Source organism: Thiohalophilus thiocyanatoxydans (assembly GCF_004366735.1).
GTDB classification, from domain to species: domain Bacteria; phylum Pseudomonadota; class Gammaproteobacteria; order UBA6429; family Thiohalophilaceae; genus Thiohalophilus; species Thiohalophilus thiocyanatoxydans.
Map to the genome: position 1 here is coordinate 534854 of NZ_SOQX01000002.1, position 16300 is coordinate 551153.

At 59.5% G+C, this 16300-nt stretch carries 17 protein-coding genes; 5 read left to right on the forward strand and 12 right to left on the reverse strand.

The features are described 5' to 3' along the window. Positions 1–7 precede the first annotated feature (7 nt). From EDC23_RS06215 to EDC23_RS06235, 5 genes are all read left to right on the forward strand, one after another. Entirely contained in the window at positions 8–1363 is a 1356-nt protein-coding gene (locus EDC23_RS06215) for an acetyl-CoA C-acetyltransferase (RefSeq protein WP_134082153.1), read from the forward strand. 21 nt (positions 1364–1384) lie between these two features. Next, entirely contained in the window at positions 1385–3418 is a 2034-nt protein-coding gene (locus tag EDC23_RS06220) for a 3-hydroxyacyl-CoA dehydrogenase NAD-binding domain-containing protein (RefSeq protein WP_134082154.1), read from the forward strand. 20 nt (positions 3419–3438) lie between these two features. Continuing rightward, positions 3439–5238: an AMP-dependent synthetase/ligase gene (locus tag EDC23_RS06225; RefSeq protein WP_134082155.1), complete on the forward strand. Its 1800-nt coding sequence runs from the start codon at positions 3439–3441 to the stop codon at positions 5236–5238. After that, positions 5238–5645, forward strand: a complete 408-nt coding sequence (locus EDC23_RS06230; protein WP_134082157.1) for an acyl-CoA thioesterase — start codon at positions 5238–5240, stop codon at positions 5643–5645. Before EDC23_RS06225 ends, EDC23_RS06230 begins: the two co-directional genes overlap by 1 nt. Before the next feature lie 126 nt (positions 5646–5771). Then, positions 5772–5978 carry a ChaB family protein gene (locus tag EDC23_RS06235; protein WP_134082158.1) on the forward strand — a complete coding sequence of 69 codons (207 nt, stop codon included), beginning with the start codon at positions 5772–5774 and terminating at the stop codon, positions 5976–5978. A gap of 90 nt (positions 5979–6068) precedes the next feature. On the opposite strand, the gene EDC23_RS06240 is transcribed toward EDC23_RS06235, so the two are convergent. The 12 genes from EDC23_RS06240 to fabD all read right to left on the reverse strand — a co-directional run bounded on the left by EDC23_RS06240 (position 6069) and on the right by fabD (position 16154). Next, a complete protein-coding gene (locus tag EDC23_RS06240) occupies positions 6069–6374 on the reverse strand; it encodes an SET domain-containing protein (RefSeq protein WP_134082159.1) in 306 nt (101 codons plus the stop codon). After that, on the reverse strand, positions 6361–7143 hold the full coding sequence (locus EDC23_RS06245) for a TatD family hydrolase (RefSeq protein ID WP_134082160.1): 783 nt from the start codon (positions 7141–7143) through the stop codon (positions 6361–6363). The genes EDC23_RS06240 and EDC23_RS06245 overlap by 14 nt, the downstream gene beginning before the upstream one ends. A gap of 128 nt (positions 7144–7271) precedes the next feature. Further along, a complete protein-coding gene (locus tag EDC23_RS06250) occupies positions 7272–7640 on the reverse strand; it encodes a PilZ domain-containing protein (protein ID WP_134082161.1) in 369 nt (122 codons plus the stop codon). Between the two features lie 24 nt (positions 7641–7664). Beyond that, positions 7665–8669, reverse strand: coding sequence for a DNA polymerase III subunit delta' (locus EDC23_RS06255; protein ID WP_134082163.1), 1005 nt, complete (start codon positions 8667–8669; stop codon positions 7665–7667). Next, positions 8666–9283, reverse strand: a complete 618-nt coding sequence (gene tmk, locus EDC23_RS06260) for a dTMP kinase (protein ID WP_134082164.1) — start codon at positions 9281–9283, stop codon at positions 8666–8668. Before tmk ends, EDC23_RS06255 begins: the two co-directional genes overlap by 4 nt. Beyond that, positions 9280–10305, reverse strand: coding sequence for an endolytic transglycosylase MltG (gene mltG / locus EDC23_RS06265; protein WP_243830727.1), 1026 nt, complete (start codon positions 10303–10305; stop codon positions 9280–9282). Before mltG ends, tmk begins: the two co-directional genes overlap by 4 nt. A 13-nt stretch (positions 10306–10318) precedes the next feature. Further along, the gene (pabC, locus tag EDC23_RS06270; RefSeq protein WP_134082166.1) at positions 10319–11158 is read right to left on the reverse strand and encodes an aminodeoxychorismate lyase; all 840 of its coding nucleotides are present in this window, start codon (positions 11156–11158) and stop codon (positions 10319–10321) included. Further along, on the reverse strand, positions 11158–12516 hold the full coding sequence (locus tag EDC23_RS06275; RefSeq protein WP_134082168.1) for an aminodeoxychorismate synthase component I: 1359 nt from the start codon (positions 12514–12516) through the stop codon (positions 11158–11160). Before EDC23_RS06275 ends, pabC begins: the two co-directional genes overlap by 1 nt. A gap of 113 nt (positions 12517–12629) precedes the next feature. Further along, entirely contained in the window at positions 12630–13871 is a 1242-nt protein-coding gene (fabF, locus tag EDC23_RS06280; protein ID WP_134082169.1) for a beta-ketoacyl-ACP synthase II, read from the reverse strand. A 109-nt stretch (positions 13872–13980) separates the two neighbouring features. After that, positions 13981–14217 carry an acyl carrier protein gene (gene acpP, locus EDC23_RS06285; protein WP_134082170.1) on the reverse strand — a complete coding sequence of 79 codons (237 nt, stop codon included), beginning with the start codon at positions 14215–14217 and terminating at the stop codon, positions 13981–13983. A 159-nt stretch (positions 14218–14376) separates the two neighbouring features. Continuing rightward, the gene (gene fabG, locus EDC23_RS06290; protein WP_134082171.1) at positions 14377–15120 is read right to left on the reverse strand and encodes a 3-oxoacyl-ACP reductase FabG; all 744 of its coding nucleotides are present in this window, start codon (positions 15118–15120) and stop codon (positions 14377–14379) included. A 104-nt stretch (positions 15121–15224) separates the two neighbouring features. Continuing rightward, a complete protein-coding gene (gene fabD, locus EDC23_RS06295) occupies positions 15225–16154 on the reverse strand; it encodes an ACP S-malonyltransferase (RefSeq protein WP_134082173.1) in 930 nt (309 codons plus the stop codon). Between the last annotated feature and the right edge of the window lie 146 nt (positions 16155–16300).

Here is a 16300-nt window from a genome sequence, read left to right on the forward strand (position 1 = left end):
TTACTCCATGGCAGAAGCAAAGAAAAAAACCACGAAAAAAGCCGCCACCCGCAAGAAGACCGCCAGCAGTAGCGGTGCCGGCGGCCAACGCCCGGTCTATATCGTGGACGGCAGCCGCACCCCGCATCTCAAGGCGCGCAACAAACCGGGGCCGTTTGCCGCCGCCGATCTGTTGCTCGGTTGCACCCGCCCACTGCTGTTACGCCAGGCCTTTGATCCCGGCCTGATCGACGAGGTGATCACCGGTTGCGTCATGCCCGGCCCCGATGAAGCGAATATTGCCCGGGTGGTGAGCCTGCGGCTGGGTCTCGGAGAGCATGTGCCGGCCTGGACCGTACAACGCAACTGCGCCTCGGGCATGCAGGCGCTGGACAGTGCCGCCAAGGACATCGCCATCGGCCGTGCCGATCTGGTGCTGGCCGGCGGCGTCGAAGCAATGAGCCACGCCCCGGTGCTCTGGACCGAGGAGATGGTCGGCTGGCTGGGCGCCTGGATGAGCGCCAAAACATTTACCCAGCGGCTCAAGACCCTCGGCCAGTTGCGCCCGCAACATTTCAAACCGGTCATCGGCCTGTTGCGCGGGCTCACCGATCCGGTGGTCGGCCTCTCCATGGGCCAGACCGCCGAAAACCTGGCCTGGCGTTTTGGCGTCAGCCGCCAGGAGATGGATGAGTTCGCGGTACGCAGCCATCATCGCCTGGCCACCGCCCAGAAGGAAGGCCGGATGGACGAGATCGAGCCGCTGTATGACACTCGCGGCAAGGTCTACGACCATGATGACGGCATCCGCGCCGACAGCACGGTAGAACAACTGGGCAATCTGAAGCCGGTATTCGACAAGCCGTTCGGTAACGTCACCGCCGGCAACAGCGCCCAGGTGACCGACGGCGCCGCCATGCTGCTGCTGGCCAGTGAAAAGGCGGTCAAGGAACACAACCTGCCGGTGCTCGGCCGGATTGTCGACGCCAACTGGGCGGGACTGGATCCGGCCCAGATGGGCCTCGGTCCCGTGCATGCCATGACACCGCTGATGCAACGCCACAAACTCAAACCTGAAGACATCGATTACTGGGAGATCAACGAAGCCTTCGCCGCCCAGGTGCTGGCCTGTCTGCGCGCCTGGGAGGACAGCAGTTACTGCAAGAGCGAACTGGGTCTGCGCGGCGCCATGGGCAGCGTCGATCAGCAGCGGCTCAATGTGGACGGTGGCGGCATCAGCCTCGGTCATCCGGTCGGCACCAGCGGGGCGCGTATCGTGCTGCACCTGTTGCAGGTCCTGAAACAACACAATGCCAAACGCGGCATGGCCAGCCTCTGCATCGGCGGCGGCCAGGGTGGCGCCATGCTGATCGAATCCGCGTAACGCAAACAGGATAAAAAAATAATGGCAACGACAAACTATCAGAACTGGCACGTCGTCCACGATGAACAGCACATTGCCTGGTTGCATCTGGACAAGGCCAACAGCAGTACCAATACCCTCTCGGCCGACGTCCTTAACGAACTGGACGAGATACTGAATCAACTGCTCAGCAAACCCCCGCGCGGGGTCATTCTGTTATCCGACAAGAGCAATGGCTTTATCGCCGGCGCTGACGTCAAGGAGTTCACCGAATTCAACGATCAGGGCGAAGCCCAGGCCGCCATCGAGCGCGGCCACACGATCGTCAATAAACTGGAGCATCTGCCCTGCCCGACGGTGGCATTGATCCACGGCTTTTGTCTGGGCGGCGGACTGGAACTGTCACTGGCCTGTCGCTATCGCATCGCCGACGAGGATCCGGCCACCCGTATCGGCCTGCCGGAAGTGAAGCTCGGGATCCATCCCGGCTTTGGCGGGACCGTGCGCAGCATCGAGACCCTCGGCCCGCTCAATGCCCTGGATCTGATGCTGACCGGCCGCACCCTCTCGGCGCGTGCCGCCAAACGGATGAAATTGATCCAGCATGCGGTACCCAAACGTCATCTGCTCAATGCCGCAACCCGGACCGTGTTGCATCCACCGGCCAAACAGACACTGCCCTTCTGGATGCCGTGGCTGAACCATAAATGGCTGCGTCCCTGGCTGGCCAAATACATGGCCAAAAAAGTCGCCGCCAAGGCGCCGCGGGCCCATTACCCGGCGCCCTACGCCTTACTCGATCTGTGGCAGAACCATTTCGACGACCGCCAGCAGATGCTCAAGGAAGAAGCGTTATCCGTCGCCCGGCTGATCGTCGGCAAGACCGCGCGCAATCTGGTCCGGGTGTTCCAGTTGCAGGAACAGATGAAATCCCTCGGCCGACAGATCGATTATGCCCCCAAACAGGTGCATGTGATCGGCGCCGGGGTCATGGGCGGCGACATTGCCGCCTGGTGCGCCATGCAGGGTTTTCAGGTCACGATCCAGGACCAGAAGACCGAGGCCATCGGCCGGGTGATCAAGGCGGCGCACACGTTATACAAAAGCAAACTGAAGGCCCGCATTGCGATCAATGGCGCCATGGATCGGCTCATCCCCGATCCCCATGGCCATGGCCTCAAGCGTGCGGATATTGTGATCGAGGCGATCTTCGAGGACGTGCAGGTCAAACAGGATCTGCTGCGCGACATCGAACCGAAGCTGCCGGAACACGCCCTGATTGCGACCAACACTTCCAGCATCCCGCTGGAAAAACTGGCCACGGCACTGAACAAACCGCAGCGACTGGTGGGGCTGCACTTTTTCAATCCCGTGGCCAAAATGCCGCTGGTGGAAATCGTCCACGGTCAACAAACCAGCGAAGAGAGTGTGAATCAGGCCGGCAGTTTCACCAAATCCATACGCAAATTGCCCCTGCCGGTGGCCAGCAAGCCGGGCTTTCTGGTCAACCGGGTGTTGATGCCGTATCTGATGGAAGCTGTCACGCTCGCCGACGAAGGTATCCCGTTGAAAGTCATTGATGATGAAGCGGTCAAATTCGGCATGCCGATGGGGCCGATCGAACTGGCCGACACGGTCGGGCTGGATATCTGTCTCAAGGTTGCGGAGATCCTCTCCGAGTCAATGGAGATTCAGGTTCCCGAGGCGCTGCGCACGCTGGTGAACAAGGGCAACCTGGGCAAGAAAAGCGGCCAGGGCTTTTACACCTTCAAAAAAGGCAAGCCGGTCAAACCGAAGCCTGATAAAAGCTATACGCCCCCGGCCGACATTCAGGATCGCATGATTCTGCGCCTGATCAATGAAGCGGTCGCCTGTCTGCGCGATAAGGTGATCGACGATGCGGATCTGGCCGACGCCGGTGTGATCTTCGGCACCGGCTTCGCCCCGTTCCGCGGCGGCCCGTTGCAGTATGCGAATTCACGCGGATACGAGCAGGTGGAGAAGATGCTCAGCCAGTTACAGCAACGTTATGGCCCCCGCTTCACCCCCGACAGCGGCTGGTCTCAGTTCCACTGATGGATTAACAGGAACAGCGCATGAGTCAAATAAGCGATCTGATCAGCCAGGAAGACGCCGGCAACCTGCACGGCCTGTTTCAGGAACGGGTGCGGCGCAGTCCGCAACGCATTGCCTATCGTCACTACTACACCGAGAGTGAACAATGGGAGGATATCAACTGGCAACAAATGGCCGATGACGTCGCCCGCTGGCAGGCGGCGCTCGCGCGGGAAAACCTGGAGAGTGGCGCGCGCGTCGGGCTGATCCTGCGCAACTGCCCCGAATGGGTCAAGTTCGAGCAGGCCGCCCTCGGGCTGGGCCTGGTGGTCGTGCCCCTGTACACCAACGATCGTCCCGACAACATCGCCTACATTATCGACAATGCCGATGTTAAATGCCTGCTGTTCGAAGGCGAGGAACACTGGCAAGTGCTGCAGGGTGTCATGGATCGCCTCGGTACGGTCCAACGCTTTATCAGCCTGCACTATCTTGACCATCAGGAAGCTGACCGCCTTACTGCCATCGACCAATGGCTCCCCGACAAACACACCAGACCGGCTCTGCCCGATATCGAACCCCGGGATCTGGCCTCGATTGTCTACACCTCGGGCACCACCGGCAAACCCAAGGGGGTGATGCTGAGCCACGAGAATATTCTCTGGAATGCCTGCGCCTGCGCGAAGTGCGAGCGCTTTTATAACGATGACATGTATCTCTCCTTCCTGCCGTTGTCACACATGTTCGAGCGCACCGCGGGTTATTATCTGCCCATGGTGGCCGGTTCCACCGTGGCCTATGCACGCTCCATTGAACAACTGGCCGAGGACCTAGTGAGCATCCGGCCGACCATTCTGGTCTCGGTGCCGCGGATCTACGAACGGGTCAACAACAAGATCAAGGCGCAGCTGGAAACCAAATCCCCCCTGGCCCGCAAACTGTTTCTCGGCGCGGTGGCCACCGGCTGGCAAATGTTCGAACACCAGCAGGGTCGCGATCACTGGCGTCCGGGACAATTGCTCTGGCCCGTTTTTAAAGCGCTGGTGGCGAAGAAAATCATGCAAAAACTCGGCGGACGGCTGCGCATCGCCGTCTGCGGGGGCGCGCCGCTGCCCACCGATGTCGCCCGAACCTTTATCGGCCTGGGTCTGCCGCTGCTGCAGGGCTATGGCATGACCGAACTGAGTCCGGTAGCGACCGTCAATCGCCGCGACAATAACGATCCCGCCAGTGTCGGCACGGTGCTCGACGATGTGGAAGTCCAACTGGGCGAGAACGACGAACTGCTGGTGCGCAGTCCCGGCATCATGAAAGGCTACTGGAACAACGAGGAGGCCACGCGCGAGCTCATCGACGATCAGGGTTGGCTGCATACCGGCGATGTGGCGCGGATCGACAACGGCTTTGTCTATATCACCGGGCGCATCAAGGACATCATCGTCATGGCCAACGGCGAGAAGGTCCCGCCGGCCGATATCGAAATGGCCATCGCCAGCGATCCCCTCTTCGATCAGGCCATGGTCATCGGCGAAGGCAAACCCTTTTTAAGCTGTATCACCGTCCTCAATCCCGACAGCTGGCAGAAAATCGCCGGTGATTACAACCTCGATCCCGATGACAGCGCCAGCCTGGAGAACGAGACCATCATCAAGCTGCTGCTGGACAAGATCAATCACCAGCTGCACGACTTTCCCGGCTATGCGAATATCTATTGCGTCAAGGCAACCCTGGCGCCCTGGACTATCGAAGAGGGTCTGATCACCCCGACCCTGAAACTCAAACGCAATGAGTTGATCGACAAGTTCCGGGATGACATCGACCGCTTCTACAAGGGCCACTGATGAGCGAAAGCCTGCACTCCGACAAACTGCCCCGGGGCGAAGAACCCCAGATCCGGGTCATGGCCATGCCGGCCGACACCAACGCCTCCGGCGACATCTTCGGCGGCTGGCTCATGTCCCAGGTGGATATTGCCGGCAGCATCGCCGCCTATCGCCGGGCCCGCGGGCGCATCGTCACCATCGCGGTCAACGAATTCCGCTTCATCAACCCGGTCTACGTCGGCGACCTGGTCAGCCTCTATTCGCGGGTGATCCACGTCGGCAACACCTCCATCCGGGTCATGATCGAAGGCTTCGCCGAACGCAGCCGCGGCACCGACGAATGCGACCGCGTCGCCGAAGCCGAAATCACCTACGTCGCCATCGACGAACAGGGCAAACCTCGCCCGGTGGGCGATAGTGCTTAGTTCTGAGTTCTGAGTTCTGAGTTCTGAGTACTTAGTTCTTAGAGGTAGGCCGGATATAGCAACGCGGTATCCGGCATTCAGGCTAAGCACTCGGAACTCGGAACTCAGAACTCAGAACTTATTACCATGCCCTACGACCGTATTGATGAACTCCCCGATTCGGTGCGCAATCACCTGCCCAACAAGGCTCAGCATATCTACAAGGAAGCCTTCAACCACGCCTGGGAGGAATATGCGGATCAGGACGACCGTGAGGCCACGGCGCACAAGGTGGCCTGGAGTGCAGTCAAGAAAAAGTATCGGAAAAGCGGAGAGAAATGGGTTGAGAAATAACTCGTAACTTTTTGTTTTTATAGATTTATCAGGTTATTTACACCGACCCGGATTGCAGGGTGGCTCAGGCAATGCGGAGCCACCGCATCCTCAATCTTCCCACTCATCCCCGTAATTGTGCACCAGCTCCTCACCGGGCTTGATGTTCTTGAGCGCCATCACGGTCAGATCGTCGTAATAGGCCACATTCGCCTTGCGCGAGTGATTGATAAAGCGAAAATCGCAGATCACCTCACGCCCCTTGCCATCATCACACCACAGCACATAGGGCCCGTCCTTTTTCGCCGCACGGGTCTTGAGATTCCCCAGGAATTCACCTTTTTTGATCGGCGCCGTGGCAAACAGCCCCTTGCCGTGGATCGGGCTTTCGCCCACTTCATATTTACTGTCTGTCATGTCTGAAAAGCTCAAAGTAATTGTGGGTTGTCTGTTCAGCAATCGTCTCAACTTCCGTCCCGCGCAGTTCGGCGATAAATTCGGCGACGTGGCGGGTCCAGGCGGGCTGATTGCTTTTGCCGCGGTACGGGACCGGGGCGAGATAGGGGGAGTCGGTTTCGACGAGGTAGCGGTCGGCCGGGACGTTTTTCGCCACTTCCTGCAGCGCCTTGGCGTTTTTGAAGGTGACGATGCCGGAAAAAGAGATGTGGAAGTTGAGATCCAGCGCTTTTTTGGCGGTCTCCCAGTCCTCGACGAAACAGTGCATGACGCCGCCGATCTCGTCGGCGCCCTCTTCTTGCATGACGCGCAAGGTATCATCGGTGGCGTCACGCATGTGGATGATCAGCGGCTTGTCACTCTGTTTGGCGGCGGCGATGTGGCGGCGGAAACGGTCCCGTTGCCATTGGAGATCGCCTTCGCTGCGAAAGTAATCCAGACCGGTCTCGCCGATGGCGACGATGTTCTCATCCGCCGCCAGTTCGACCAATTCATCGACCTCCGGATCGTGGCCTTCATCCTCATTGGGATGCACGCCCACGGACGCGGAAATGAAGTCGTACTGGCGGGCGACATCCAGCACCTCGGTGCGGTTTTCCATGTTGATGCAGACGCACAGCATGTGCTCCACCCCGTGCTCGCGGGCGTTTTGCAGCGCACCTTCGAGCTTGCCGTCGAAGGGTTCGAGATCGAGACGATCAAGATGACAATGGGAATCGACCAGATACATAAAGCTTTAATATCACCGGTGAATTTGGCCGTCTATGATACAACAGAAAAGTAACGAGGTACGAGGTACGAGTAACGAGGAAAACAAACGGGCCTTTTATCCCGGCCCTCGTCCCTCGGCCCTGTTGTTTACATCGTGTGGGTCTGCCGATCGGATTTGAGGGCGCCGGCCAGGTAGGTTTCGATCTTGGTGCGGGCGTTGCCGCCGTCCTGTTCGCTGAACTGCACGCCAATGCCGGCGGCGCGGTTCCCCTGGGAGCCTTTGGGGGTGATCCAGACGATCTTGCCGGCGACCGGCAATTTTTCCTTCTCTTCCATCAGGGTCAGCAGCATGAAGACCTCGTCGCCGAGGTTGTAGCTTTTACTGGTGGGAATGAACAGCCCGCCGTTTTTGACAAAGGGCATATAGGCGGCATAAAGCGCGCTTTTGTCCTTGATGGTCAACGAGAGAATACCCTGTCGACCGCCACCGGGCGCTTTGGGAGGTTCTGCTGCCATAAAATCCTCGTTCGCGTTGGTCGGTTAGCCGCGCTGGTCGGCAAACAAGCTGGACCAGTCGATCATCAGGTCTTCCCAGAGTAACTGCGGGTTGACGGTCGTTTCGGTCAGGCGCCGGGCCTGTTGCAGCTTGCCCAGCAGCCGGTGCAGGGCCTGCTGTTCCACCTGTCTGGGGAGTTTCTGCAAATCGCTTGTCATGTCATTGTTTTTAATATTGTTATCATCATAGGCCAGGCGGATAAAATCGGCAACCCAGTAATACATCCAGTATATCGGTAACTGTCGATCCAGCTTCAGGAGCTGGGTGGCCAGCGTGGCGGCGTCCAGGGGGGAGGTCTCGCCGGTGGCACAACCCGCCAGCGCCTGCAGCAGCCGCCGGCGTTCCCCCAGCCAGCCGTTACGCAGGTACCGGGCCGCCAGCAAGGGGGCGCCACCGGTAAGGCGCAGGGCCAGTTCAATCTCCGCCTGGCTGCTGTCGCCGGATTCCTGGCTCAGCCACGCGGCGGCGGCCGCGCTGTCGGGGCTTTTCAGCCGCAGAGGCTGGCAACGGCTGCGAATGGTCGCCGGCAGGCGGGCCGGGGCCGAGGTAACCAGGATCAGCAGGGTGTTGGCCGGCGGCTCTTCCAGACTCTTGAGAAAGGCGTTGGCCGCATTGGAGTTCATCACTTCGGCCGGCTCCATCAGCACCACCCGGTAACGACCGTAATGGCCGGTCAGGGAGAGCGCCTGGATGAGCTGGCGAATAGCGTCCACCTTGATCGGTTTGCCCGGCTCCTCCGGTGCCAGCTGAATCCGGTCCGGGTGGGTCTGTGCCGCCACCCGCTGGCAGGCGTGACAGTGACCGCAGGCCCGGCCATCCGCGGCGGGCTGCTCGCACAGCAGCGAGGCGGCCACCTGGGCGGCGAATTCGGCCTTGCCAATGCCCGCCTCCCCGCTGAGCAACAGGGCATGAGGCAGCCGCTGTTGCTGGCGGCTGGCCTGCAACTGCTGCCAGGCAGCGGCGTGCCATTGTGTAACCGGAATCGTCATATCAGGACCGATAATACCGCGGTAATCTGTTGTTGCACCTGTTCCAGGGCCGGCGCCGCGTCGATCACCCGGAAGCGGCCGGGTTCCTGGCGGGCCCGGATCAAATAGGTCTCCCGGACCCGCTCGAAAAAGTGTTGCTGCTCCCGCTCGAAGCGGTCCGGCGCGCTGCGCCGCCCGGCCCGTTGCAGCCCCTGCTGGACCGGCATATCCAGCAGCAGGGTGAGATCGGGGCGCAGATTGCCCTGCGCCCACTGCTCCAGCTGGGCGATGCGCTGAAAATCGACACCGCGCCCGCCGCCCTGGTAGGCGTAGGTGGCATCGGTAAAACGGTCACAGACCACCCATCTGTCCTCGGCCAGGGCCGGTTTGATCACCTCCTCCAGGTGCTGCGCCCGGGCGGCAAACATCAACAGCAGCTCGGTATCCACCATCATGTTGTTTTGCCCGGCATCCAGCAACAGCTCGCGGATTTTCTCGCCCAGCGCGGTGCCGCCCGGTTCGCGGGTCATGACCACATCTTTGCCCGCTTCGCGCAGCCAGCTTTCAATAAACCCCAGGTTGCTGCTTTTGCCAACACCCTCGCCGCCTTCGACGGTAATGAAATAACCGCTCATTGCTTTTCCTCTTTGTCGTTATTGTAGGAAGAGAAGGGACGCTTGCGCCCCTTGAGCTGGTATTTGATCACCGCCTGATTATGTTCTTCCAGATTTTTGGAAAAGTAGTGACTGCCGTCACCCCGGGAAACAAAATAGAGATACTCGGTATCCTCGGGATGCAGGGCGGCATGAATCGCCTCGCGCCCCGGCATGGCGATGGGCGTCGGCGGCAGCCCGCCCCGGGTATAGGTGTTGTAGGGGGTGTCGGTGCGCAGATCATGACGCTGAATATTGCCGTCATAATCGTCGCCCATGCCATAGATCACGGTGGGATCGGTCTGCAGCCGCATGCCTTTCTCCAGCCGGTTGACGAACACCCCGGCGATGGTGTCACGCTCGTCCGGTACGCCGGTCTCTTTTTCGACGATCGACGCCATGATCAGTGCTTCGTAAGGCGTATCATACGGCAAGTCATCAGCGCGCTTCGGCCATTGCTCCGCGAGATATTTCGACATGGCGTTATACGCTCGTGTGAGAATGTCCACATCGCTCATGCCGCGGGTAAAGCGATAGGTATCGGCCATAAACCGCCCTTCGGGATGTTTGTCCTCGTGGCCAATAGCCTGCATGATCACCTTGTCCGACAAGCCCAGTGTCTTTTGTTCCAGCTGCGGCGTGGTCTGGATGGCCTCCATCATCTGTTTGAAGTTCCAGCCCTCGATCAGGGTCAGGGAGTATTGAATAACCTTGCCCTGGTACAGCATGTTAATAAAATCATTGACCTGCATACCCGTCTCGAGGCGATATTCCCCGACATGGATACGGGTGCCGTTCCCGGTCAGGCGCGCGTTGGCGAGAATATAACGGGGCTTTTCAATCACGCCCTGCTCGGCCAGATCGTTAACAATCCGCTTCAGGCTTGAACCGGGCTCGACCTCGAATACCAGGGGTGCCTCATCGGGCAAGGGTAAGGGAGAGGAGAGATATTGACGATAATCCATCCACAACCAGCTGCCCGCCACCACGGCAAGCACTACCATGACTCCTGCCAGTCTAAAAATCAGTTTCCGCATGCTGCCATCGTACTGCGTCGAGTTTATCCTGAATCTGTTTGAGCCCCGGGAGGGAATCGAACAAACGCGCTTCCAGTTGTCGCACCGGCCAGAGACCGATCACGCTGTTGGTCAAAAACAGACCATCCGCCTCGTCCAGTGCCTGACGGGGATAATGACCGATCGCCACACTCAATCCCAGGGTCGGGGCCAGGTCGATGATCTGCTGGCGCATAATACCCTGTACGCCGCAGGCTGATAAGTCCGGGGTATGCAGTGTGTCACCCTTTAGCCAGAAAAGATTACTCATGGTGCCCTCGATCAGCCGATCCTGTGTATCCAGCATCACCCCTTCCTGAATCGTCTCGGCATCCCACTCGCGACGAGCGAGTATCTGCTCCAGCCGGTTCAGGTGCTTGATCCCGGCCAGTTGCGGTTGCTCGGCCAGGCGGATGCTGCAAAAGCGCAAGCGCACACCCTGTTCGACATACTCGACCGGGTGCGCCGGCCAGGGGTGGAGCATCACAATGCGACTGACCACCGGATCAGCGGGCGCCAGATAACCCCGTCCACCCGAACCGCGAGTGAGGATCAATTTCAGCACCGCCTGCTGGCGGCCGCTCACGATCTCCCGGATGTCGGTGCGCCACAGAGCGGGATCGGGCATCGGGATACCCAGACGTTGTGCCCCGTCGGCCAGCCGCTGCAGATGGGCGTCGAGAAACTCGACCTTGCCATTGCGCACCGCCAGGGTCTCGAACAGCCCGTCGCCGTACTGACAGGCGCGGTCGGTGATCGCCAGCTGGCGGCTCTCGATACCGTTAATCCGACAGGCCAGCATCAGCGCTCACTCCCCAGTGCCAGCAACATACCGCGAGCCTTGTGTTCGGTTTCCTGCAGCTCGTTTTCCCCAATCGAATCGAACACCAGGCCCGCGCCGGCGCGTAAAGCGATGTGTTCATGCTGCTGGGTAATGGTGCGGATTAAAATATTCAGATCGAGATCGCCGTTATGATTCAGATAGCCCAGTGAGCCGGTATAGGCACCGCGCGGGACCTGTTCGAGTTCGGCGATGATCGCCATGCAGCGCTCCTTGGGACAGCCGGTAATGGTGCCGCCCGGAAATACCGCGCGAATCACCTTGCCCGGGGTTACGTCCCTGCGCAGTCGGCCCGTGACATTGGAGACGATGTGATGCACATGGGCGTAGGTTTCCAGCCCCATCAGCTCGTCGACCTCGACACTGCCCGGCTCGCAGACCCGTCCCAGGTCATTGCGCTCCAGATCGATCAGCATAATATGTTCGGCGCGCTCCTTGGGATGGCCGATCAGCTCCTGCAGATTGGCTGTATCGCCGTGTTGCTCCTTGCCCCGTGGCCGGGTTCCGGCGATCGGGCGGGTTTCGATACACCCGTCAGCAACCTTGACCAGTCGTTCGGGCGAGGAACTGATGACATTCAACCCCGGCAATTGCGCCAGGGCGGCAAATGGTGCCGGGTTGGCGTGGCATAACTGCTGATAAAGATCCGCTGCCGGTGACGGCGTCACGCTACCCTGCCAACCGCGCGACAGATTCACCTGAAACACATCACCTTCGACGATGTAATGTTTTACTCGCTCGACGCCGCGCAGATAATGTTGCGGATCATCCGCTTCCATTTTGACCGAGATTGCCGGCAGCGCATTACGCGCCAGTCCGGTGACATGTTCAACATCCTGCGCCATTTGCGCCAGTTTCGACTCCTGACCGGGTTCGGCCTGCAGCGTGGTTTGCCCCGTTTGATGATCATGGATCACCGCCGCCGGAATCCGTGTCAGCACCGCAACGGGTTGCTCACTATCCATTGGCAGGGTCAGCCGCGGTTCAATCTGTCCGGCCAGTTCATAGCCCAGATAAACAAACCAGCCCCCGGTAAAGGGCAGATCATCAGACATCCCCGCATCGAGTTGTTCTTCGCGCCAGAGCCGATCCAGTAATTCAAGAAAATCGCCTTCACTATAAGACTGCCCGTTGCGGGTAATGCGATTATCCGACCACAGGGCGTAACTGTCACCCGGGAAAGCAAACAGGATGTCATAGCGCGCCGTCACCGGCCGCGGTTCCGCCATCACGGCGCTTTGCAACAAAAAGGGATAGCGTTCAGGGTTCAGGCGGTGTAATGCCAGCAGGTCGACCTGTTTGGTTTCGGTGCTTGGCATGAGAGTCTCTCGCTGAACCACCTTACAGTCACTAAACCGACTTTGTGTCCCAGGTCGACAGTAATCAGGTCCTAGCTGCTAGCTGCTAGTAACTAGAACCTGGCCCGAAGGGCCTAAGTCGGTTTGCAGAAGACCAGGGTGCCGTTGGTGCCGCCGAAGCCGAACGAGTTGGACAGTGCTGTGTCGATCTTCATCGGCCGGGCTTCGCCGGCGACGAAATCGAGATCGCAGTTCTCGCTTGGATTGAAAATATTGATCGTCGGCGGAGCCACCTGATCGCGGATCGCCAGGCAGGTGAAGATCGCCTCGATCCCGCCGGCGGCGCCCAGCAGATGGCCGGTCATCGATTTGGTGGAACTCATCGCCAGTTTGTAGGCGCGATCGCCGAACGTGCGTTTGGCGGCGGCGACTTCCGCGGCATCGCCCGCCGGGGTCGAAGTGCCGTGGGCATTGATGTAATCGATCTGCTGCGGATCGATGGCCGCGTTTTTCAATGCGGCATTCATGCAGCGGGCCGCCCCCTCGCCGCCTTCCGACGGCGAGGTCATATGATACGCATCACCGCTCATACCGTAGCCAATCACTTCGGCATAAATGGTCGCACCGCGTGCTTTGGCCTGTTCGTACTCTTCCAGCACCACGACACCGGCACCGTCACCCAGAACAAACCCGTCGCGCTCCTGATCCCAGGGGCGGCTGGCGGTTTGCGGATCGTCGTTACGCGTGGACAGGGCACGGGCCGCGGCAAAACCGCCCAGCCCGGAGGGGGTGGTCGCCATTTCGGCACCACCGGCGATCATCACATCGGCATCGCCGTATTCGATCAGACGCGCCGCATCGCCGATGCTGTGGGTCGCGGTGGCGCAGGCGGTGACCAGGGCGATGTTCGGTCCCTTGAAGCCGTAACGGATCGACAGGTTGCCGGAGATCATGTTGATGATCGAAGCGGGAATCAGAAATGGCGAGAACTTGCGCGGACCGCCTTTCTCGAAAGCTTCGTAGTTCTTTTCAATCGTACCCAGACCGCCGATACCTGACCCGATCGACACGCCTATGCGCTCGGCGTTACTCTCGGACACTTCCAGCCCGCTGTGCTCGATTGCCTCAATGGCCGCGGCGATGCCGTAATGGATAAAGGTATCCATCTTGCGCGCATCCTTGCTGGACATGATGCTGCTAACATCAAAATCCCGAACCGAACCGCCGAAACGTACTGCAAACCCGGACACATCGAAATGGTCAATCGGACCGATGCCGCTGTTGCCGGCCAGAATATTTTCCCAGGCTGTTTTGACGTTATTACCGACGGGCGACAACATACCCATGCCGGTGACAACAACACGACGTTTTGACACGGTGAGTCCTCTTAGCAGTCGTTGCTATTGATGGCGAGACGGAATATAAGCAAAAGGCCGCACTCACAGTTTAACGTGGTGCGGCCTGCAGAAACGCTTAGCAGGTCGATTACTTAACGTTGTTGTTAATGTAATCGATGGCCTGCTGAACGGTGGTAATCTTCTCGGCGTCTTCATCCGGAATCTCGGTTTCGAACTCTTCTTCCAGAGCCATCACCAATTCCACGGTATCCAGTGAATCTGCGCCCAGATCATCAACGAAAGACGCTTCTTTGGTGACCTCTTCCGCCTTCACGCCCAATTGTTCAACTACGATTTTTTCTACGCGTTCTTCAACACTGCTCATGTGTTTTCATCCTCTTAATGTTTGAAACTTTCAGCCCTGAGCGCTGTGTGCGGCCGCTATTGTAGTGAAATCATGGTCAATATGCCACATTCCAGACCGTTAAACACCCCGCACTTTGACACCCGTATTAGTCTATTAAATTCATCAACTTACAGTAATCTAGGCCATATACATCCCGCCGTTGACGTGCAGTGTCTCGCCAGTGATATAGGCCGCGCCGGGTGAGGCCAGGAAGGCGACCGCCTTGGCAATTTCCGCCGGCTCCCCCAGCCGGGCCAGCGGGATCTGCCCCAGCAGCGCCTCACGCTGGGCCTCGGGCAGGGCCCGGGTCATATCGGTGTCGATGAACCCGGGGGCCACCACGTTGACGGTGATGCCGCGCGAGCCCACTTCCCGGGCCAGCGATTTGCTGAAGCCGATGACCCCGGCCTTGGCCGCCGCGTAGTTGGCCTGCCCGGCGTTGCCGGAAACCCCCACCACCGAGGCGATGCTGATAATCCGGCCTTTTTTGGCCTTGCTCATCGGCCGCAGGCAGGCCTTGGTCAGACGGAAGATGGAATTCAGGTTGGTGTTGATAATATCTTCCCACTCCTCGTCTTTCATACGCATCAGCAGGTTGTCACGAGTGATGCCGGCATTGTTGATCAGAATGCTCGGCGCCGCATAGCTGGCTTCCACCTGCTTGAGAGCGGCATCGATACTGGCCGAGTCGGTGACATCCATCATCACCCCCATGCCCTCGATCCCGTTCTCCTTTAAATAAGCGGTGATCTTGCCGGCACCGTCCTCGGAGGTCGCCGTACCGATCACTTTCGCGCCCTGACGCCCCAGCTCCAGCGCGATCTCCTTGCCAATACCGCGACTGGCACCGGAGACAAAGGCAATTTCGTTTTCAAGGCTCATAGGTTCTCTCCCAATTCTTGCTTAATTTTCACCACGAAGACGCGAAGTCACGAAGAAACCCTATTAAATCACTTCGTGTCTTCGAGCCTTCGTGGTTAATCCCTTCAATCCGTGTTCAGCGCCGCATCAAGGGATGCGCTATCGAAGATGGCTTCGGCGGCCATGCTCTTGTCGATCCGTTTGTTCAGGCCGACCAGCACCTTGCCGGGGCCGCATTCGATCAGACGATCCACGCCGTCGGCGGCCATTTTCTGTACGGTTTCGACCCAGCGCACCGGGTTGGAGAGCTGGCGCACCAGCGCGTCACGAATGGCGGCCGGGTCGGTGGGTGCGGCGACATCCACATTGTTGATCACCGGAGTCTGCGGGACCTTGACCTGGATCTGCTCCAGCACGCCGGCCAGCTTGTCGGCCGCCGGCTGCATCAGGCTGCAGTGGGACGGCACACTGACCGGCAGCAGCAGCGCGCGCTTGGCGCCACGCTCCTTGGCCAGGTTAACCAGGCGCTCGACCGCGCTTTTGTTCCCCGCCGCGACCACCTGGCCGGGCGAGTTGAAATTGACCGGCGCCAGCACCTCACCGTCGGCGGCATCCGCGCAGGCCTGCTGCACCGCGTCATCATCCAGCCCGAGAATCGCCGCCATGGCGCCCTCGCCGGCCGGGACCGCGTCCTGCATCAGGCGGCCGCGCTCGGCCACCAGCGCGATGGCATCGGAAAAATCGAGGCTGCCGGCACAGACCAGCGCGCTGTACTCGCCCAGGCTGTGACCGGCCATGACCGCCGGCATCGCCCCGCCCTGCGCCTGCCAGACCCGCCAGGTCGCCACCCCCGCCGCCAGCATCGCCGGCTGGGTGATATCGGTCCGATTCAGATCCTCGGCCGGTCCGTTCTGCACGATCTGCCACAGGTCATAACCGAGCTTGTCCGAAGCCTGCGCGAAGGTCTCACCCACCAATGGATAGGCCTCGGCCAGATCCTTCAACATGCCTTCGGATTGTGAGCCCTGCCCGGGAAAAACAAACGCCAGTGTCATTTCTTACCTCTTTTCGAATTCTCTGGTAACAAACGCGGAGGGCGCAGAGGCGCGGAGCCGCGGAGTATGTTACGTAATGTTGAATGCTGAATTTTGAATGTTGAATCAAGTGCCTGCCTACAATTCAAAATTTAAAATTCAACATT